The following is a 19,491-nucleotide window of genomic DNA, read 5'->3' as shown; positions in this document are numbered from 1 at the left end:
TCCTTTTTAAAATTAATATGGATGTAGGCCATGGAGGCGCTTCAGGCCGTTTCGATTACCTGAAAGACAAAGCCTGGCAGTATGCTTTCTTCCTGGCACTGGAGAATAAGCTGGATTAAAAAAAGCTGTCTCAAAATTACATTTGAGACAGCTCCTTTAATTACTTTGTTGCCGGTCTTTACCTACTTTCCACCATCCACATCCCTGATAAATTTGATCACACCATTCATGTAGGTTTGCTGATCATCCCACATACTCATATGGCTTCCGTTGGGACAAAGCAAAAAAGAACCTTTTTGCACCTGCGTGCTCATCCACTTCATGTGTTCAGGGTCCATGGTATCAAACTGACCACCGATTGTTAAAGCAGGCACTTTGATCTTTGGCAGATCGGCTTTGCGGTCCCAGTTGGTGAGGCGGCCACTAATACCAAATTCAGAAGGGCCCTGCATCATCGTATAAATAGTCTCGTTAATGTGTTTGAAAGCACGGTTCAACGGCTCCGGCCAATCGGCCAGGCGACAGATATGCTTTGCATAATAATTAGTCATCAACAATTCCATGTATTTGGGATCACTGGTTGCTTTACGCGCTTCCAGCTGATGGATGGTATCCAGCACTTTTGGGTCCATTTGTTTGGCGAGTACGCTGTCGGCATATTTGCCATAGTCCGGCGCGCTCGACATCATATTGCTGATGATAAGTCCTTTCAGGTTATCCTGGTATTTAAGCGCATACTCCAGGGCCAGTATGCCACCCCAGGAATGGCCTAACAAATAGAAATTACTTTTATCGAGGTTCAATGCCTTTCGCACCTGTTCTACTTCATCTACAAAACGTTCGGTTGTCCATAAGCTGCTATCAGTGGGCTGGTCAGAATAAGAAGAGCCTAATTGATCGTATTCATAGAACTCAATGCCCTGCTCGGGAAAAAAGCTTTCGAAGCATTCCATGTATTCATGTCCTGCAGCGGGACCGCCATGTAACAGCAATACTTTTATGGTGGGATTGTTACCAAAACGTTTTGTCCAAACGTTGAAGGTACCCACAGGTGTTTTCACGGGGATCATTTTTATGCCGGCCATTCTCACGCCGGTATCGCCGGTAGTGAAATAACTGGTAGCAGCAAGTGGCTGCTTTTCAGTGGGTGACTGACAGGAATAAAGGACAATTGCACATAGCAATAAGAAAGCGCACATTCTCATGATTGGTAGTTTATTGTAAGGGCGCCAATATACAAAGAGTGTTGAATATTGTAAGTAAAATACCCAGCCTCCGGATCATATTTTAATGGGTCGCATGCGTGTGGTCCCTACATTTGCAGTATTATATAAAACTGAAATATCATGAGCGAATTAATCAAGCAAATAGTTGAGAAAACAGGGGTTCCTGCGGAACAGGCGCAACAGGTTGTAGAAGTGGTGGCTAATTTTGTAAAACAAAAATTTCCCCAATTCGGCGGTCAGATCGATTCTTTATTAGGCACCAGCGGCGACGACAATTCAGGCAATGCCGGAGGTAACAATATACTGGGTGACCTGGGAAGTAAAGTGGGTTTCTAAAGACATAAAAGCGGGTGTCTCAAAGTACGAGACGCCCGCTTTTTATTAACAGATATTACAAACCTGCTATTTTAACATTTGAAACCAGCATATGCGTTGGGCTATAGAAATCGGCGCCGAATTTAAAGGTGCTGTAAGTTCTGTTGCCTTCGAAAGCATGATTAATGTCGTAGGTTTTTTCCTGGTTTATGTATACGCGTAAACGTTCGCCTTCTTTTTTAAACGCAATGTGATTTATTTTACCGCCTGCGTTATAAGCGCTGCTGTTAACATGGGTATCCAGTTCTTTGCCTTTGCTTGTTACGTATGCACTGCCGTCAGAGTATATCCTGAATCCCAGATAAGGATTGGAAGGGTAACGATCGAAATTACCATCCAGCGCATCTTCAAAAACAACATACAGCGTATTATTACCACTACCGTCAATGATGAGGTCAAATTCTACAGTAAAATCTTTGGGAAGACCGGTTTTTATTTTGGGGATATAAAAACCATTGCTTGTAATGGAAAACCAGTTGCCTGGAAATTGTTGCAGGGTAACCACTTCACCGCTGGCATTGGTGAGCCATTTAATTGGAAAATTTCCCTTTTTGGTGGAGTCAAAATGATCTACAAACATAAGTGTGTTCCCCGGCACAAAATCACACACTGAATTAATAGTAACGCTGTTGCCCGAGGAGGTTGGTTTTGTAGCATCCGTGTCTGTTGACTTATTCTTGTTTTTCTTTTTAAATAGTCCGCCCACTTTATCGATGGTGCTGCCCACTTTGTCGGCGGTGTTGCTTACCTGGTCAACAGAAGACTGTGCATGGCTGCAAAGAGGAGTGGCTGCTAATAATAAAGCCGGTAACGCAAAAACGATGTGCAATTTGTGCATAGGTTTTGTTTTAATGGAAAAAATAATTCTGCTTTATTCAGGGTCTATCAGGGGGCTGAACAATCAGTCGGTGAGTAGTATCTTTTATTACACAGGTGAGTGGGTATTATTGGTTACAAATTATCTGTAACATTTTCGGGGAATGGGCTACTAATAAGCTGAATGAGCTAAAACAGTGCCCATGATCCATTTACACCAGGTTCAAAAACAGTACGACAGGAAGTTAATTCTAAACATTCCCGAATTTACGCTCGACAATGGCATTTACTGGATCTATGGCCTGAACGGGACCGGTAAAACTACCTTCCTGAAGATCATTGCCGGGATGATCCCCTTCGAGGGTGATGCTTATATTAATAAAGTCAGTTTAAAAAAGAACGGGGTTGATTATAGAAAACTGGTCAGCTTTGCGGAAGCCGAACCGGTATACCCTTCCTATATCACGGGTCGCGACCTGGTATTGTTTTACCAGGATATCAGGAAAGCCCCACAAAAACAAATAGACCGGCTTATTGCTTTTTCAGACCTGCGCACCAATCTCGATAATCCAATCGGAACCTATTCGAGCGGTATGGTAAAACGATTGTCGCTGCTCCTGGCATTTATTGGTCCTGCGGCCTTGATCCTGCTGGATGAACCATTAGCCACTCTCGATACGGAAGCGGTTCATGCATTGCCTGATCTGATAAACGAATACCGGCAACAATATGGCACCAGCTTTATCTTCAGTTCGCACCAGCCATTCTTATCTGAATCGCTTTCTGTTGACAAAAATTTCTCTATTACTGACCATACAATCCAGCCCCTCCCATGAGCATACAGCGGTCACTATTGTTTAAATCACTGGTTGCGCCTTATTACCGGCAGCATGCCGCGTTGTTATGCTTTGTGTATTATATAATGACCCTGGGAGTTGGAAGAGCCAACGGTGTAGGTATGCTTGAATATCATTACGCGCTGATCAGGGGGATGCTTACTGCGCCTTCTTTTTTAATAACCGTATTTGTCTTGTGGTTGGCCTATGCCATCAGGTGCGCACAATTTGTTGCGGGCTCTTTGCATAAGCCTGCGTTCTCTTATTTATACCAGTTATTGTTGGTAGATCCAAAGAAGGTATATCGCTTGTTACTACAGGTGCAGTTGATGCTGTTGTTGCCGGTTTTGTCGTACCTCATCTTCGTAATGGGTATTGGCTTTCATGAGCACTGGTACGTACCTGCTATCCTGGCATTCCTGTTCATTGTAGTCGTATGTGTGGCCGGCGCGGGCTGGTATGTATATCTTTTGCAAAGACCCGGCGCCTACCCTTTGCAGATAAAGTGGAAGTGGCCATTCATCCTGAACCGTACATACTATGTCAGCTTTCTTTTACGCTATGTGCTGGAAAAAGGCAAGGTGTTGTTCCTTGTTACAAAATTGTATAACTGCGCCGCGCTTTACCTGATGCTGGCCGGTCGTGATCCGGCACGTCACTCCGATATTCGCATGATGGCCCTTTTCTTTAGTGCCGGCATGCTGGGCCACGGCATCCTGATCCACCGGTTAAAGGAAATGGAGAACACCGGGATGTCTTTTTACCGCGGCCTGCCTGTTTCAGTTAGCCGCCGGTTTGTCCAGTACTGTTTGTTCTATTTTTGTTTGTTTCTTCCCGAGATCATAACTATTGCTGCACGCACGCCCGCCTGTTTACAATATGAGGAAGCCGGGTTCTTTATATTCTTTGGCTTGGGGATACTGTTATTGCTCAACAGCCTTCAGTTGTACAACTACCCCAACCTGAAGAGCTATCTCGTAAATGTGACCCAGCTGTTCTTTGCTGTTATCATTGCCATGGTAAGCCGGCAACTGTATGCCCTTTCCATTATTTTCTTTGCATTGGCCATTACCCTGTTCTTCTACCGGTATTACCGGTTTGAACCGCAACAAAATCCTGATCTGTTCTAATAGCCTTATTCCGTTCTCAGGCTCTTAACCGGGTTGGCAACGGCGGTTTTGGCGCAATGCACACTGATGAGGCTAAAGGCCAGGGCAGCTACTGCCGCCAGCACCAGTAAATAAGGAACAATATTTTGTTCTATCCGGTAGGCAAAGTTTTGTAAAATATGTTCTGTAGCTACATATGCCAGCGGCCAGGCAATTACATTGGCAATGATGATGAGCCAGGCATATTCTTTCAAGAACAGCATAATGATACTGGCTGCGTTTGCGCCTAACACCTTGCGCACTGCAATTTCCTTCATTCTTTTATTGAGCGTAAACGCCACCACGCCAAGTATCCCTAACAATACTATTATCAGGTTTAATACGGTGGCCACATCGGCGGCTGTTTTCAATTGCAGCTCTGATTTATAAATGGCTTCAAACTTTTCATCCATGAAGCTATAGTCAAAAGGCGCATTGGGTGACATCTTGCGCCAGTGCGTTTTTATATCATCCAGGGTTTTACCAATATTGGTGGTGTTTAATTTTACCGCCAGGTACCGGTAGTTCTTCGTCAGTTTAACATGCGCAAATCCAACCGGTCCTATCTTGTCCTGCATGGAAGAAAAATTATAATCTCCTATAACGCCACCGATAGTAATGGAGCCAACCGGTGTTGCAATTTTTTGTCCCACTGCATTTTCAGGGGTAAGTCCCAACTGTTTTATGGCGGCCTCGTTCAGCACCAGACTTCCATCGGCCGGCGATAAGAATGTACCGGCCTTCATATGAATGCCAAATGTTTTTGCATAATCTTCATCGGCCGTTGAAACGGCCAGATTCAACTGTTTTGTTTTATCAGTCCTTCCCGGCGGATAGAGTATGATGCGACCGAATGGCGTTTTTTCCGGCACATCAAAGGTCACGGTAATACTTTTTACCTGGGGTATTTGCAACAGGTCCTGTTTAATAGCCTCCATCTTTAACACGCCCACTGTATCCCATTGCTTGGGAAAGGCGGTAATAACCAACACCTGCTCTTTATTATAACCCAGGTCTTTCTTAAAAATATAGGTCACCTGTTTACTCAGGTTCAGGGCGCAAATAAATACCAGGATGGCTAATGAAAATTGCACCACCACCAGGGCACGTTTTAAACCCAGTCCGCCCCTGGCCGTATCTATTTTTCCTTTTACTGCCTGGATCAAATTGGTGCTGCTCAATACAAACGCCGGATAGATTCCCGCCAGCAAACCGATCAGGACCACCAGCGCTGCTAACTGAATAGATTCTTTAACCCCGAACTCCCAAACCGATTTCAGCGTTGTATTTAATACTTTTGAAAATACCGGAATGAGTAACTGATAAAAGAACAAAGAAATGATGGCAGCCATACAGGTAAGGATCATTGCCTCCAACAGGAATTGCAGGACTACCTGTTTTTTTACACTGCCAAAAGTTTTACGCAGCCCTATTTCTTTTAACCGGTAAGTGGAGGTTCCTATGTTGATGTTTACATAGTTAATGATAACCATTAACATAATAAACAGGGCTATCGTAGATAAGAGCATGATCATCTTATTAACGGCGCCATTGTTGTCTTTGAGATAGTAATCTTTAACCGGCACTACATTGGCATGGATGTTCTTCCATACAAAATCCTGCGAATACTTTTTTATCAGCCTGTCCAATGCCTCATTTACAGCCTGTACGGTTACCCCCGGTTTCAATTCTATATAGCTTACCATATCTGTAGTATTCCAGCCCAATGAAGGATCGCCTATACTATAATACTGGTTGCCGGTTGTGGGCACATATACGGTATAGGCATCGTTAAACAGGGTAGTAACTGTATTAAAAGGAATATCTTTTAATACGGCTGATACGATGTATTGCTGAGTAATACCAGCCGCTGTTGTTTGAATACTGAGCGGTTTACCAATGGCGTTGGTAGTCCCGTACAATTTTTTGGCAAAGGTGGCTGTAATAACAGCTGAATTGTTATTGGTGAACGCGTGGCCTTTATCGCCATACAGCAAAGGGAAACCATACATCGATACCAGCGTGGTATCACAGATAGCAATATTCTCTTTAAAGTGTTTTTCACCGGCCGATACCACATTGGTAACGGGGTTATACCGGTAATAATTGGCTACCAGGTCGGGGTATTCTTCCTTTATTCCTTTAGCCCACATAGAAACAGAAACTATTTCCGAACCCAGGTCTTTTTCCTTCCAGGTAGTTTTTATGTAATACTGCCGGTCTGCATGCCGCAGCTCACTATTCACCTTTTTCTGGTCCAATACATAAATGCCAATGATCAGGGAAAAGGTAATGCCTATCGACAGGCATAAGATATTGATGGCGGAAAACAGCTTGTGCTTGGTAAAATGGCGAAAAGCTATAGTAATATAGTTTCTGAGCATAGTGCTATTTATATATATGAGGAATGCAGGCCGTTGTGCAGACCTCAAGCGCTATGCCAGACTGCAACTGTTTACCGGTAAGCGTTTGTAGGGAGAGAACCCGGCAGACAAGTGTACGAAAACGAACAGTTTGTGTACGATGCTGGACACTGGCAAAATTTCTCCAAAATCCCACAATAGTTTCGTCTTAAATTTACTCCATGAAGTTACTGGTAGTGGAAGACGAAACCAGCCTGCTGCAAAGCATCCTGGAATATTTTACCCAGGAAGATTTCCTTTGTGAAGGGGTCGGCACTTTTGCCACTGCTATTGAAAAAATAGAGACCTTTAATTACGACTGTATTATTCTTGATATAAATCTGCCCGATGGCAGCGGGTTGAAATTACTGCAATATTTAAGGCAGAATAAAAAAGACGATGGGGTAGTTATCATTTCGGCCAGGGGGTCATTGGAAGACAGGATCACCGGGTTAAACCTGGGAGCTGACGATTATTTAGCAAAGCCATTCCATTTGTCAGAATTAAATGCCCGGGTGAAAGCCCTGATAAGAAGGAAATACGCCCAGGGCGCCAGTATGCTTGAACTGGGCAACCTGCAATTAGACCTGCTGGCCCGTACCGTAACCTGTAATAAACAACCCGTAGTTCTTACAAAGAACGAATATGATCTGTTAGTGTACCTGCTCAATAATAAAAACCGGGTGGTTAGTAAACAGGCCATTGCCGAACATATTTATGGCGATCAGGCCGACAATATGCCTTCATTCGACTTTGTATATTCCCAGATGAAAAACCTGAAAAGAAAACTGAAAGAAAAAGGGTGCGATGAATTAATTCAAACAGTTTATGGACTGGGGTATAAACTATCATTATGAACAGAAGATTATTACAAAGAAATACCCGCTTTTTGCTGATCTGGCTGCCGCTTGTACTGTTGATCTGCTCCACAGCATTTTATACGATGCTGTTAAAACATACACACCACATGCAGGAAAAGCAGTTGCTACTTAAGCAAACTAATATCTGGAACGCCTTCATCTCGAGATCCGGCCATATCGACTGGCAGGTACCTGGTGAATATGATATTATTGAAGGAACAGCTTCTCCCCAGGCGAAATTAAATGCCCCCCTTGACACTGTTATTTATTATACTGATAGTAAGCAGCTGCATCCGTTCAAAAAATTAACCGGTCATCTTTCCTGGAATGGCAAAAGCTATCTCGTTACAACATATATTTCTTCCACCGAATTCTCCCACCTGATCATAAAAGTATTTGTTAGCGAAGCCTTTATTCTGGCCTTATTGCTCATAGCCATAGTTGTAATAAACAGAAAAAGTTCCGGCTTGTTGTGGAAGCCATTTCTAAACACGATGGAAAAGGTAAATACGTTTGAGGTAACGCGTAACGAGTCGTTAACCTTACCGGCAGAAACCGGCACTACTGAATTTAACGAATTGAATAAAGCGATAACCGCGCTTATTGCCCGCATCAATACGGCTTACCTGAATCAAAAACAGTTTGTTGAAAACGCTTCCCATGAAATGCAAACGCCGCTGGCCATCATCCGGTCAAAACTGGAGCTGCTCATCAACCAACCCGGGCTTACCGAGAAAAATGCGGCCCTTATAGGAGATATCACAGCAGCCAATGACCGGCTAAGCCAAATGAACCGCACCTTGTTATTGCTGGCAAAGATCGAGAACAACCAGTTCCCTGAAACGGAAACAGTGGAGATTGCTCAAATTTTAAAAAAGATCCTTGCTGATTTCAAGAACCACTATGAAGAGATCCCGCTGATAAGTGCGACTATAGAAAATACAACCACGGTTCATGTAAACAGGGTTTTGATAGATGTACTGATCTCCAATCTTATTAAAAACGCCATCGAGCACAATCAGCCGAAAGGGAATATTAATATTGCGTTATCAAAAAACACCCTCCTTATTGAGAATACCGGACCGGCGCTTTCAGTAAACCCTCATGAGCTGTTTGAACGGTTCAAAAAAGGTTCCCATCAAACAAAAACCACCGGGTTAGGGCTTGCACTCGTTAAACAAATTTGTAATCTGTATCAATTTAAGGTCAATTACAATTACAACGATGGCTGGCATCGGGTTATGGTGAAATTTGACGAAGCGGCCGGCTAAATTTCTCCAAAATCTGCGTATAGCTTTGCTTACTCTACCTGAATAGTATACTATGCAATACCTGAAAATAGTTATTTGTCAACTTATTATAGCACTATTGGTTTACATACCTCTACAGGCTCAAATCCAGGATGACACGTTGTTACATCTAAAAGATGCCGTACTGTTGGCAGAACAACGCGCGCCGGTGGTACAATCAAAAAGATACGAATCAGAAGCCGCTTTAAAAAATATTGAAACAGCCAGGTATACTACCAATATGCCCACTCTTGATGCCACTTACCAGGCGGGCGTGGGCACTGCCAATAACCTTACCGGTATATTTTATCCCACTGGCATTTTACCCATGAGCGGCCCTCCCTCCACGGAAAACCGGTACAGTCCGGCAATGGGAAGCGCCGCCAGCATTTTACTAAACTGGCAGGCCATTACGTTCGGGCAAAAAGGCGCCCAGGTTGCCATTTCCATAGCAGAAGCAAATTCAAAAAAGTCGGAGCTGGAGCAGGTATTATTCCAGCATAAAATAAATGTCATCAGCGCTTACCTCGATCTGTTACTGGCCAATGATATAGTTACCATTCAAAGCCATAATATCGAAAGGGTGCAGGCCAACCTGAAACAAAGCCGCGTGCTCTCGACCACCGGTATTAAACCAGGTGTAGACACTGCCTTATTTCTATCGGAATTATCAAAAGCCGCCGTTGACCTGCTGAATGCACAAAAGCGGTTACAGGTATCGCAATTATTACTGCAACAATTAATAGTAACAAAAAACTTACCCGCACCGGTTGATACATCTTTCCTCAACCAGCTACCAGTGGTGGTGACAGAAACCGATACTTCATTTTCAAAAGTACCTGTTATAAAAGCAGGACAAAGCCAGTTACTGGTAAGTCAATCCAAAGAACAGTTTTTAAAAAGATCTTTTCTCCCTAAAGTAAATGTCTGGGGAACCGGTTTTGCCCGCGGTTCCGGTTTTCAACCGGATAATTCAACTGTAAAAACCTGGGATGGCTTCCGGTTAAACCGCTTTAATTATGGCGCAGGCCTGCAACTGGTTTTTCCCATTATGAAATATGGCGAAGTGAAAAGGCAATTACAACAGCAACAGCTCCTTTCAAAAGCCGTTATGGAAAAAATTGAAGAAAACAAACAGGCGTTGACCACTCAACAAAATATAGCCACCACCACATTCAATAGCAGTATCGCAATTGCCAATCAAACACAACAGCAATTAAAAACAGGGCAATATGCATTTAAGGCCATGCAAACAAGATACAATACCGGACTGGCCAGTTTCCCGGACCTGATACAGGCCCAATATAATTTACTAAAAGCTGAACTGGATGTAAAGAGTGCCTATTGGGATGCCTGGAAGGCTTTATTGTTACAGGCCGTAGTGAAAGGCGATGAGCATATTTTCTTAAATGAAATCAAGTAATTAAAATGAACCGCTTAATACAGTTCGCCCTTCGCAGACCTATTACCATTATCGTGCTGGTTACAGGCATTGTTTTATTTTCCATTTTTGCCATTCGTAAATCGGCTATAGATATTTTTCCTACCACCAATGTGCCCACTATTTATGTGGCGCAAACCTACGGTGGATTGTCGCCACAACAAATGGAAGGTTTTGTAACTTCTTATTACGAATACCATTTTTTATACATCACCGGGATTAAAGCCGTGGAGAGCAAATCCATTCAGGGTTTATCGCTGCTCAAACTACAGTTTTATGAAGGCACCAATATGGCCGCCGCCATGGCTGAAGTAATTTCCTATGTAAACCGTTCGCGTTCATTTATGCCACCCGGCACCTTACCGCCATTTGTTATGCGCTACGATGCCGGATCGGTACCGGTAGGTCAATTGGTCTTTAGCAGCGAGGGCCGTTCTTTAAATGAAATTCAGGATCTGGCCTTATTCAAAGTACGGCCCATGTTTGCTGCCCTGCCCGGCGTTTCAGCGCCCCCACCCTATGGCGGTAACCAGCGAACCATTCTTATTAAAGCCGATCCCGAAAGATTAAGAAGCTATAATATTACCGCCGATGAGCTGGCTGCAGCCATTGCCAAAAACAACAGCATCCTGCCAGCGGGAAGCGTACGCATTGGCGACAAAGCCGTGATAACACCTTCCAATAGTGTAGTGGACAATTTCAAGGAACTGGAAACCAGTACCATCAAAAACGTAAATGGCGCCACCGTGCTGGTGAGGGATGTGGCCACCGTTGACAACGGCGCCGATATTACCACGGGTTATGCCCTCATCAATGGCAAACGCTCAGTTTATATTCCGGTAACAAAAAGAGCAGATGCCTCTACCTGGGATGTGGTGCAGGCCATAAAAAAAGCGCTGCCCGATATGCAGGCTTCCATTCCGGGCGATATAAAAGTATCTTATGAGTTTGATCAATCCGGTTATGTTATTAACTCCCTCAAAAGTTTATTATTCGAGGGTTTATTAGGCGCCCTGTTAACCGGCTTAATGGTCTTCTTATTTTTAAAAGATCTAAGAAGCGCCCTGGTAGTTATCATTAATATTCCGCTCGCGTTACTGACCTCCGTCGTATGCCTGTATTTAACCGGGCAATCAATTAATATAATGACATTGGGCGGTCTGGCGTTGTCGGTAGGTATTTTGGTGGATGAATCAACGGTGACCATTGAAAACATTCACCATCATCTTGAACTGGGTAAAGCAAGAGCCAGGGCCATATGGGATGCCTGTAGTGAAATTGCGGTGCCCAAACTATTGATCCTGTTTAGCATCCTGGCAGTTTTTGTTCCGGCCTTGTTTATGTCGGGAGTACCCCGTGCTATGTTTCAACCCCTGTCATTAGCGGTGGGTTTTGCCATGATCGCTTCGTTTTTATTATCGCAAACCCTGGTACCTGTTTTATCGAATTGGCTTATAAAAAAAGGGCAAACGGATACAGCAGATAAACTGGCAGGCCTGAAGAAAAACCTTGCCGGGAACATTACAAGATTCCAAAAAAGCAAAACAGTGGTGGCCCCGCTTGTAGTGATCGTATTGTTAGTGCTTGCCTTTGCAGGGTATAAAGGCAGCGGTACCGAAATTTTCCCAAAGGTAGACGCCGGGCAAATGCAGGTGCGTATACGCATGCCGCCGGGCACCAGGATCGAGCGCACGGAAGACGCCACCAAAAAATTATTGCAGCTTGTTGATTCCATAGTTGGCAAGGGTAACGTAGATATCAGTTCCGCTTTTGTGGGATTGCAGGCCCCCACCTATGCCATCAACTCCATTTTTCTATATACCAGCGGACCGCATGAATCTGTTATTAAAGTAAATCTTGCCAAAAACACCGGCATTGGTATAGAAAATTTAAAAGAACAATTACGCTCCGCTGTTGCCAAAAATATTCCGGGAGCAAAGCTCTCCTTTGAGCCCGCCGACCTGGTCGATCAGATCATGAGCCTGGGTTCCAACAACCCTATTGAAGTGCTAGTACAAGGCAAGAACCTGGCGCAAAGCCGGGACATTGCTGAAAAGCTGCAAGCATCATTAAATAATATTTCTTATTTACGGGATGTGCAGATCGCACAGCCGCTTGACTACCCTACCATTCAAATCAACTACGACAGAATAAGAACGGGGCAAATGGATTTATCCGTTGACCAGGCAGGCCGGTCTGTTACCGCGGGTACATCCTCCAGTCGCTTTATACAACCGGTGTACTGGCTCGATAAAGCATCAGGCAACGCCTACCAGGTGCAGGTTGAATACCCGCAACTGTCCATGAACAGCCCGGAACAGATTGAACAAATTCCTGTGGGTAAACATGGTGACAATACCGTATACCTGCGCGATATAGCAGACTGGAAAAAAGGCACCTCCATAGGTGAATACGACCGGATAAACCAACAACGCTTTATTACCGTAACGGCCAATATTCATAAACAGGATCTGGGCAAAGCTGTGGCAGATGTAAATAATGCCATAAAGAAACTGGGTGAAATGCCACAAGGGGTTAAAGTGTACCTCCGGGGCCAATCTGAAGTACTTGACCAAACCACTACAGAACTATCAATTGGTTTATTGCTGGCGGTGCTGGTGATCGTTTTAATGTTGGCCGCCTATTTTCAATCGTTCCGGTTAGCACTGGTGGTACTGTCGGCATTCCCGGGCGTGTTGGCCGGCGCCTTGTTTTTGATCTGGATAACAGGTAATACGCTCAACATTCAATCATTCATGGGTTGTATTATGGCCATAGGCGTAGCTGTTGCCAACTCTATTTTACTGGTATCAAATGCAGAGCAGATCCGCATCAGCCAGACAAGCGGAGGTTTGATAGGCGTACAGGCCGCCACCAATCGTTTACGCCCCATTTTAATGACAAGCGTTGCCATGATCGCCGGTATGATGCCAATGGCATTGGGATTAGGCGAAAGCGGCAAACAAACAGCGCCGCTTGCCATCGCCGTTATAGGCGGATTATTGTTCAGCACGTTTATCAGCTTATGGCTGGTTCCATTGATATATGATCTTATAATTGGTCAAAAAAGACCTTCCAATACATCACTTGACCCCAATGATGAAAACTCCCTTTATTATGACAAGGCAATCTAATTACATATTAAACGTTCGCCTTTTTACCTGCTGCTTTTTAATAGGAAGCTTAATTGCCTGTAATGAAAACCAGGAAAAGGCGCCCGGCAAAAATCAGGAAGCAGCAAAGGCTGATACCGTTAAAGTATTTCTGCTTACAGCCGATTCTGCCCAAAAAACCATTTCGTTACCGGGAGAACTGTTGCCAAACGAAAATGCGCAGATCCGGGCTAAGGTGCAGGGGTATATTCGGAAGCTGAATGTAGATATAGGATCCCGGGTAAAAAAAGGACAGGTACTGGCCCTGATAGATGCCCCGGAGATCAATACGCGTGTACAGGAATTGAATGAGAAAGTAAGAGCCGCCAGATCGAGGTATGCATCCAGCAAAGATTATTTCGACCGGATAAACGAGGCATCAAATGCCGATGGGGTGATAGCCCCCAGTGAATTGCAACGAACGAAAAACCAGATGATGGCTGACAGCTCTGAATACAATGCAGCTGTTTTTGCAGCCTCCTCCTACCGGCAGATCGGCGGTTACCTGGCTATTCTCGCGCCTTACAATGGCATCATCACCAAACGTACCATCAATGTAGGTTCCTTTGTAGGCAACCCGAATGAACAGCCTTTATTTGAATTACAGGATAATTCATTACTCCGGTTACAGGTACCGGTACCTGAAGTGTACACCGGTGCTGTTTTATTGAATAATTCTGCCGAGTTAACCACCCGCTCACAGCCCGATAAAAAGTTCAAAGCTACCCTGGTGCGGGCTTCCGGTAATATCGATAATCAAAGCCGCAGTGAACTGTGGGAGTTTGCCATTCCCAATACAACCGGGGAATTAAAAGCAGGCAGTTACAGTGATGTAAAGATGCGTTTCCTTCGATCAAAACCATCTATGATCGTGCCCACTTCCGCCGTGGTTACCACCCTGGAGAAAAAATTTGTAATTAAAGTATCAAACAATACTACCCAATGGATCGATGTGCGTGCAGGCTTTAATATGGGTGATAAACAGGAGATCTTTGGCGATCTGAACCCGGGTGATACGTTGGTACTGAAAGGAAATGAAGAATTAAAACCCGGTACAACAGTAATTACTAAATTAGATAAAAAATAATCACATAAAAACCAGGTGAGTCATGCAGGCAGCCTATAAATTAAAAGACCTCGTTCTTTATTTTCTAAAGCTGGGCGCTATAGGCTTTGGTGGTCCTGTAGCATTGGTAGGTTATATGCATCGCGACCTGGTTGAAAACCGTAAATGGATCACGGAAGAAGATTACAAAGAAGGATTGGCGCTTGCTCAATTAGCGCCAGGCCCATTGGCTGCTCAATTGTCCATATACCTTGGCTATGTACACTATAGGATCATGGGCGCAACGCTCGTTGGTCTTGCATTTGTATTGCCTTCTTTCCTGATGGTCTTAGGCATCGGGTATGCTTATGTAAAAGCAGGTGGATTGCCCTGGATGCAGGCTGTTTTTTATGGGATCGGCGCTGCTGTCATTGGCATCATTGCCATCAGCAGTTACAAGCTGTCTAAAAAAAGCCTGGGAAAGAATTGGTTACTGTGGGGAATCGCAGTAGTGCTGGCTATTGCTACATTTGTAACTGAAAGAGAAATTTTATGGTTGATCCTGGCGAGTGGAGCAGTTACCTGGCTGTATAGCGCATCAGCGAAAACAAAGAGCAAGGCGTTATTTATTTCACCGGTCTTACTTCAGATAACAACCAGTGTCGACCTGAATGAAAAACTAACGCAGATCGGCTGGTTCTTTTTCAAAGCCGGCGCATTTGTATTTGGCAGTGGCCTTGCTATAGTACCCTTCTTATATGGGGGCGTAGTAAAAGAATACCAGTGGTTGGATGATCAACAGTTCCTCGATGCCGTAGCGGTGGCTATGATCACTCCTGGTCCTGTTGTAATTACCGTAGGCTTTATCGGTTATTTGGTGGCAGGATTCCCCGGCGCCTGTGTGGCGGCCCTTGCTACTTTTTTACCTTGTTACCTGTTTACCGTTATTCCGGCTCCTTATTTCAAGAAATATGGCAAACATCCTTCCATAAAAGCTTTTGTTGATGGCGTTACTGCTGCCGCTGTTGGGGCTATTGGCGGGGCGGTACTTGTTTTAGGTAAAAGACAGATCACTGATGTTACCTCAGCTATGATCGCCCTGGTTACGATCGTGGTTCTCTTAAAATTTAAAAAAGTGCAGGAACCTGTCATTATAGTTATTGCAGCACTGCTGGGCCTGTTGATTAAAAGCAAGTTGTAATTAAAAAGCACTTACAAAGTTTCTCCAAAATCAGGATCTACTTTAGTGTTCCTCGTGGTGGCCTGCTTTCAAGCGATACATTCAGCTTTTGTAATTTTAAAACAGACAAACATGAAACGATTTTTTGTTTTACTGACTGTTCCGCTTCTCTACATGGCATGTAAGCAGGCAAACTCTCAAACCCAAAATAACGCTGCGGATACCGCTTCTTCTGCCAGGTCTAAAAGCAACGTAATTGGATGCCCTCCTGGAAGCAAGCTCGACATAGCCAAAATTGAACAAATAACAGGCATGAAGGGGATGGAAAAAAATGGAGAATATAAGATCACTGTTCCACAAAATGACCTCAAAATTGTGGTAGACGGATTTAAAATAATTCCACCCATGGGTTTAGGAAGCTGGGCTGCCTTTACCCCTTGCGGAGACAGTGCTATGGTGATGGGCGATATTATTTTAACTGAAACCGATTTAAAACCGGTTCAACAGGAAGTGATAAAACAGGGATTCGCCATTACAGCAATACATAACCATTTTGTACGTAACCGGCCCAATGTAATGTATATGCACATCGATAAAACATCGGATATTACTACTTTGTCAAACGGCGTAAAAGCCATATTCAATAAAGTAAAAGAAGTAAGGGGTAAAGACCCGAAAGAAGGGAAAGCCGATAGTGTGACAAGCTCTCTCAACATTGCACAACTTGATTCGATTATAGGTTCTAAAGGTGAAATGAGTAAAGGAGTATATAAGTATACTATTGGCCGGCCAGATGTTCAGTTAGTGGAACATGGTATACCTGTGAGCACTTTCATGGGATTCAATACCTGGGCCGCCTGGCAGGGCACACCTGCAAGAGCGGCAGTTGCCGGCGATTTTACCATGCTGGAAAACGAAGTAGGACCAGTTATTAAAGCACTGGTTGAAAACGGTATTGAAGTGGTCGCCGTGCACAATCACATGGTGCATGAAGATCCACGCATTTTCTTCCTGCATTATTGGGGTGTTGGTAATGCAGAACAACTGGCTAAAGGGTTAAAAGCTGCGTTGGATCAAACCGATAAAGGAAAGGCGGTCATGAAGATGTAGAGCCTGCATGTATCATATTGGCGGCGTAAACTGGGTCAGGTCATAAATACCTAATTGCTTTTCAATATCGGCCACCTTACCAACCATGGTATCAAAGCCATCTTTCCCAAACAGTTTTTGTTCGTTCTTTTCAAACTCTTCGCCCAACGAATCGTATTCGTTACCGGAAACGATCTTTCTAAACGCCGGGAACAACACCGTATCTTCCCGGGCTTCATGCGGGCGGTACATTACATTAAAGGCAGTAAGCGCATCGATCAGCTGCTTACTATCACCTTCGGTTACAGGTGAGGTTTTTGACAAATGGATGATCTTGTCGGTAAGTGTTCTGCCAGCCTGGTGTTGTTGTAACAGGATGTTTACCAGATCGGTCAACTGGTTTGCTTTTTTAAAGCGTGGAAACAGATAATTCTCTTCCTGCTTCTCATGATAGTCTTCCACAAACTGGCGGACTATTGCTGCGGAGCTTGCAACGGCGGTCATGGGAAAAGCGGCTTTATTAACCAGTTGCATCCGGCAATGATCATAAATCAGTAAGATCCGGTTCAGCAGGCCGTGTTCCTGCATCAGGTCTTCCGGTGGTGAAACCTCCTGCCCTTCCTCTTCCCCTTCCTTACAGGAAGGAATCAGATTCAAAGCAAAAGAGCCGGCAACAGTTATTAAACCGGTCTTGATGAATTTCTTTCTGTTATACAGATCTTCATGCTCCATTTTTTACAGCATTTAAAAATGAATAGAATTAATAAGACAAGACTATTGTTGGGAAGCCGGTTCAAATAACTCAATCAAATTACCTGAAGGATCTTCGAGTAAAACCTGTTTGCCGCCCACACCGGTTACAATATTGTTGCGGAAAGTGGCCCCTGCTTCTTTCAATTTTTCATATACCCGCTCAATATTTTTCACTTGTACCTGAAAGCGGTTCCAGCCACCCGGAGCGGGTATAGAACCATCTGGCATTGACTGCCCTGCCCCACCAGCCCCGGGTTGGTTAATGAATAATTGCAGATCGCCCAATGTTAAATGGGCAAAAGCACCTTTTACCTGCATTCTTACCTCAAAACCCAGCAGGCGGGTATAAAAAGCAACAGAAGACTCTATATCCTTAACAATATAACGAATAGCTACCACCTGTTTGGTGGTTGTAGATTGCGGTTCCATACCTTTTAAATTTTATTTGGTATGATGTGGTAATAAACTGCCTAAAGCTAATGCAAATTAACAGCCAGGGTACTCTCGGTTTATGCCGGCACATTAATAATTGCCGCAATATTTCAGCGATAAAAATATTTTAAAAACTTACAGCTGCAGAAAAAGTAACTGCGGTATTAGTGCCGGTAGCACTTTCATCAGATCTTTGAAAAATATCATCTTTACTATTTAGTAGCCTTCCTTCCAGCCGAAGCGCCATGTTCTTTGCGGGCAGATAATCAATATTAGCTGAATAGCCCCATGTTTTAAATCCATTTGGCGAGCCAGTACTGATAATTACGCCATGCTCATCACTATAATATTCACCGCGAACAGCAAACGCCCATTGTTCAACCGGTGTAAACCGCAGAATGGCTACCGGTGAATACCAGGTATTCATTTTACTTTCTCCCTTTTTTACCTGTTCCTGCCCAATATCAAAACCAAGCGTTATTCCAAATTCATTGGTTAGTTGCATTATTCCATACAAGTTATGAAAATATCGCCAAAGCCGGGCGCTGTCGGGCTTATCAGTTCCCAAAAAGGTACTATAATTTAATGTTACATGATCTGTTGGTTTACATTGAACCTGGGTACCCTAGCTCATCAATGAATTACCGCCTAACCGTTGAATGCGTTGCCAGCCGTTCAATGCCATGGCGCTGAATAACCACTTGTTATTATCCGTTATATATGAAAGTTTGGTCCCGCTTTCATAATAAGGAGTATTATCGGCCAACAGACTTCTTGTTAACGTCCAGCAATCTTTACTTATAGCGCTTTCAAAACCAATATGTGAAGACATGATACCCATGTCGAGCCAAAAATTCTTGGAGCGGCTAAGCTTATAACCCACATTAGCCTCATAGATATTTTTTAAAACACCAGGTTCCGCTGCATAGTTTGCATTCATGTAAGTACCAATTCCCAGTGCAACATTTGCTCTTATCCGATCAGCAGTGTAATTAGCTTTAACAAAAGCAAGATTTACATTAAACTCATTACTCCGGTTATGGCTGTAAATAAACCCAGGCCGGTTGTTGTCTTTTGGTTTGGAGAGATCATAACTGTAATAGGCCTCTGCATATCCGCTAAAGGTTACCTGGCCTTTATTAACATCATGCGTAGTTGTATCCTGCGCCATTCCGGCAGCTGTAAGCAATACAGCTATACCTGTTAAAATTCTTTTCATCCCGTTGTTTTTTAGTTATCTGAGACCTGATCGCCAAGGACATGCCATTGTTCCTGAAAGTAATGCATGCCCCGTACAATGTTAATTCACATCGGGTTATGAATCAAATCCTGGGAACTATCCCCATCATTATAAAAAAAACATTCCAAAATGAAAGGGTGGGTTATCAAAACGATATGCCTTTGCAAAAAAATTATTTGGCTTTTACTTTATTAATCGTAATATTGC

15 protein-coding genes and 1 pseudogene are annotated in these 19,491 nt (G+C 43.8%); 10 read left to right on the top strand and 6 right to left on the bottom strand.

From position 1 onward, the window contains the following. Window positions 1-182: 182 nt before the first annotated feature. Window positions 183-1,205, bottom strand: a complete 1,023-nt coding sequence (locus ACJ751_RS07070) for a proline iminopeptidase-family hydrolase (RefSeq protein ID WP_407744687.1) — start codon at window positions 1,203-1,205, stop codon at window positions 183-185. 141 nt (window positions 1,206-1,346) lie between these two features. Here ACJ751_RS07070 and ACJ751_RS07065 point away from each other — a divergent pair, with 141 nt between their 5' ends. After that, window positions 1,347-1,562: a hypothetical protein gene (locus tag ACJ751_RS07065; protein ID WP_407744686.1), complete on the top strand. Its 216-nt coding sequence runs from the start codon at window positions 1,347-1,349 to the stop codon at window positions 1,560-1,562. A gap of 55 nt (window positions 1,563-1,617) precedes the next feature. Here ACJ751_RS07065 and ACJ751_RS07060 read toward each other — a convergent pair whose 3' ends face one another. Then, window positions 1,618-2,439 carry a hypothetical protein gene (locus ACJ751_RS07060; protein WP_407744684.1) on the bottom strand — a complete coding sequence of 274 codons (822 nt, stop codon included), beginning with the start codon at window positions 2,437-2,439 and terminating at the stop codon, window positions 1,618-1,620. Window positions 2,440-2,620: 181 nt separating this feature from the next. On the opposite strand from ACJ751_RS07060, the gene ACJ751_RS07055 reads away from it, so the two are divergent. Beyond that, on the top strand, window positions 2,621-3,253 hold the full coding sequence (locus tag ACJ751_RS07055; RefSeq protein ID WP_407744683.1) for an ATP-binding cassette domain-containing protein: 633 nt from the start codon (window positions 2,621-2,623) through the stop codon (window positions 3,251-3,253). Next, on the top strand, window positions 3,250-4,383 hold the full coding sequence (locus tag ACJ751_RS07050; RefSeq protein WP_407744682.1) for a hypothetical protein: 1,134 nt from the start codon (window positions 3,250-3,252) through the stop codon (window positions 4,381-4,383). The genes ACJ751_RS07055 and ACJ751_RS07050 overlap by 4 nt, the downstream gene beginning before the upstream one ends. A gap of 5 nt (window positions 4,384-4,388) precedes the next feature. On the opposite strand, the gene ACJ751_RS07045 is transcribed toward ACJ751_RS07050, so the two are convergent. Beyond that, a complete protein-coding gene (locus ACJ751_RS07045; RefSeq protein ID WP_407744681.1) occupies window positions 4,389-6,785 on the bottom strand; it encodes an ABC transporter permease in 2,397 nt (798 codons plus the stop codon). A 200-nt stretch (window positions 6,786-6,985) separates the two neighbouring features. Here ACJ751_RS07045 and ACJ751_RS07040 point away from each other — a divergent pair, with 200 nt between their 5' ends. The 7 genes from ACJ751_RS07040 to ACJ751_RS07010 all read left to right on the top strand — a co-directional run bounded on the left by ACJ751_RS07040 (window position 6,986) and on the right by ACJ751_RS07010 (window position 16,880). Next, window positions 6,986-7,660: a response regulator transcription factor gene (locus ACJ751_RS07040; RefSeq protein WP_407744680.1), complete on the top strand. Its 675-nt coding sequence runs from the start codon at window positions 6,986-6,988 to the stop codon at window positions 7,658-7,660. Continuing rightward, complete coding sequence (locus ACJ751_RS07035; protein ID WP_407744678.1) at window positions 7,657-8,934, top strand: sensor histidine kinase; 1,278 nt, start codon at window positions 7,657-7,659, stop codon at window positions 8,932-8,934. The genes ACJ751_RS07040 and ACJ751_RS07035 overlap by 4 nt, the downstream gene beginning before the upstream one ends. A 139-nt stretch (window positions 8,935-9,073) precedes the next feature. Next, a complete protein-coding gene (locus tag ACJ751_RS07030; RefSeq protein WP_407744677.1) occupies window positions 9,074-10,375 on the top strand; it encodes a TolC family protein in 1,302 nt (433 codons plus the stop codon). Between the two features lie 5 nt (window positions 10,376-10,380). Continuing rightward, window positions 10,381-13,527: an efflux RND transporter permease subunit gene (locus ACJ751_RS07025; RefSeq protein ID WP_407744676.1), complete on the top strand. Its 3,147-nt coding sequence runs from the start codon at window positions 10,381-10,383 to the stop codon at window positions 13,525-13,527. Then, window positions 13,511-14,632 carry an efflux RND transporter periplasmic adaptor subunit gene (locus ACJ751_RS07020; RefSeq protein WP_407744675.1) on the top strand — a complete coding sequence of 374 codons (1,122 nt, stop codon included), beginning with the start codon at window positions 13,511-13,513 and terminating at the stop codon, window positions 14,630-14,632. Before ACJ751_RS07025 ends, ACJ751_RS07020 begins: the two co-directional genes overlap by 17 nt. A 22-nt stretch (window positions 14,633-14,654) precedes the next feature. Next, complete coding sequence (locus ACJ751_RS07015; protein WP_407744674.1) at window positions 14,655-15,791, top strand: chromate transporter; 1,137 nt, start codon at window positions 14,655-14,657, stop codon at window positions 15,789-15,791. A 111-nt stretch (window positions 15,792-15,902) separates the two neighbouring features. Further along, window positions 15,903-16,880, top strand: coding sequence for a DUF1259 domain-containing protein (locus ACJ751_RS07010; protein WP_407744673.1), 978 nt, complete (start codon window positions 15,903-15,905; stop codon window positions 16,878-16,880). Between the two features lie 12 nt (window positions 16,881-16,892). Here the strand turns inward: ACJ751_RS07010 and ACJ751_RS07005 are convergent, their stop codons facing one another. From ACJ751_RS07005 to ACJ751_RS06995, 3 genes and pseudogenes are all read right to left on the bottom strand, one after another. Next, window positions 16,893-17,591, bottom strand: a complete 699-nt coding sequence (locus ACJ751_RS07005) for a hemerythrin domain-containing protein (RefSeq protein ID WP_407744672.1) — start codon at window positions 17,589-17,591, stop codon at window positions 16,893-16,895. 42 nt (window positions 17,592-17,633) lie between these two features. Next, window positions 17,634-18,041, bottom strand: a complete 408-nt coding sequence (locus ACJ751_RS07000) for a VOC family protein (RefSeq protein ID WP_407744671.1) — start codon at window positions 18,039-18,041, stop codon at window positions 17,634-17,636. Between the two features lie 130 nt (window positions 18,042-18,171). Then, window positions 18,172-19,215: pseudogene (locus ACJ751_RS06995) on the bottom strand (porin). Window positions 19,216-19,491: the final 276 nt, after the last annotated feature.

Origin of the sequence: Niastella sp. (assembly GCF_045805085.1) — a bacterium.
GTDB lineage: Bacteria > Bacteroidota > Bacteroidia > Chitinophagales > Chitinophagaceae > Niastella.
This window is presented reverse-complemented; position numbering and strand designations above follow the sequence as displayed.

What these genes read in the sequence shown, in the direction of transcription:
- ACJ751_RS07070 (WP_407744687.1), bottom strand. Translation starts at nt 1,205, where the DNA reads ATGAGAATGTGCGCTTTCTTATTGCTATGTGCAATTGTCCTTTATTCC.
- ACJ751_RS07065 (WP_407744686.1), top strand. Translation starts at nt 1,347, where the DNA reads ATGAGCGAATTAATCAAGCAAATAGTTGAGAAAACAGGGGTTCCTGCG.
- ACJ751_RS07060 (WP_407744684.1), bottom strand. Translation starts at nt 2,439, where the DNA reads ATGCACAAATTGCACATCGTTTTTGCGTTACCGGCTTTATTATTAGCA.
- ACJ751_RS07055 (WP_407744683.1), top strand. Translation starts at nt 2,621, where the DNA reads ATGATCCATTTACACCAGGTTCAAAAACAGTACGACAGGAAGTTAATT.
- ACJ751_RS07050 (WP_407744682.1), top strand. Translation starts at nt 3,250, where the DNA reads ATGAGCATACAGCGGTCACTATTGTTTAAATCACTGGTTGCGCCTTAT.
- ACJ751_RS07045 (WP_407744681.1), bottom strand. Translation starts at nt 6,785, where the DNA reads ATGCTCAGAAACTATATTACTATAGCTTTTCGCCATTTTACCAAGCAC.
- ACJ751_RS07040 (WP_407744680.1), top strand. Translation starts at nt 6,986, where the DNA reads ATGAAGTTACTGGTAGTGGAAGACGAAACCAGCCTGCTGCAAAGCATC.
- ACJ751_RS07035 (WP_407744678.1), top strand. Translation starts at nt 7,657, where the DNA reads ATGAACAGAAGATTATTACAAAGAAATACCCGCTTTTTGCTGATCTGG.
- ACJ751_RS07025 (WP_407744676.1), top strand. Translation starts at nt 10,381, where the DNA reads ATGAACCGCTTAATACAGTTCGCCCTTCGCAGACCTATTACCATTATC.
- ACJ751_RS07020 (WP_407744675.1), top strand. Translation starts at nt 13,511, where the DNA reads ATGACAAGGCAATCTAATTACATATTAAACGTTCGCCTTTTTACCTGC.
- ACJ751_RS07015 (WP_407744674.1), top strand. Translation starts at nt 14,655, where the DNA reads ATGCAGGCAGCCTATAAATTAAAAGACCTCGTTCTTTATTTTCTAAAG.
- ACJ751_RS07010 (WP_407744673.1), top strand. Translation starts at nt 15,903, where the DNA reads ATGAAACGATTTTTTGTTTTACTGACTGTTCCGCTTCTCTACATGGCA.
- ACJ751_RS07005 (WP_407744672.1), bottom strand. Translation starts at nt 17,591, where the DNA reads ATGGAGCATGAAGATCTGTATAACAGAAAGAAATTCATCAAGACCGGT.
- ACJ751_RS07000 (WP_407744671.1), bottom strand. Translation starts at nt 18,041, where the DNA reads ATGGAACCGCAATCTACAACCACCAAACAGGTGGTAGCTATTCGTTAT.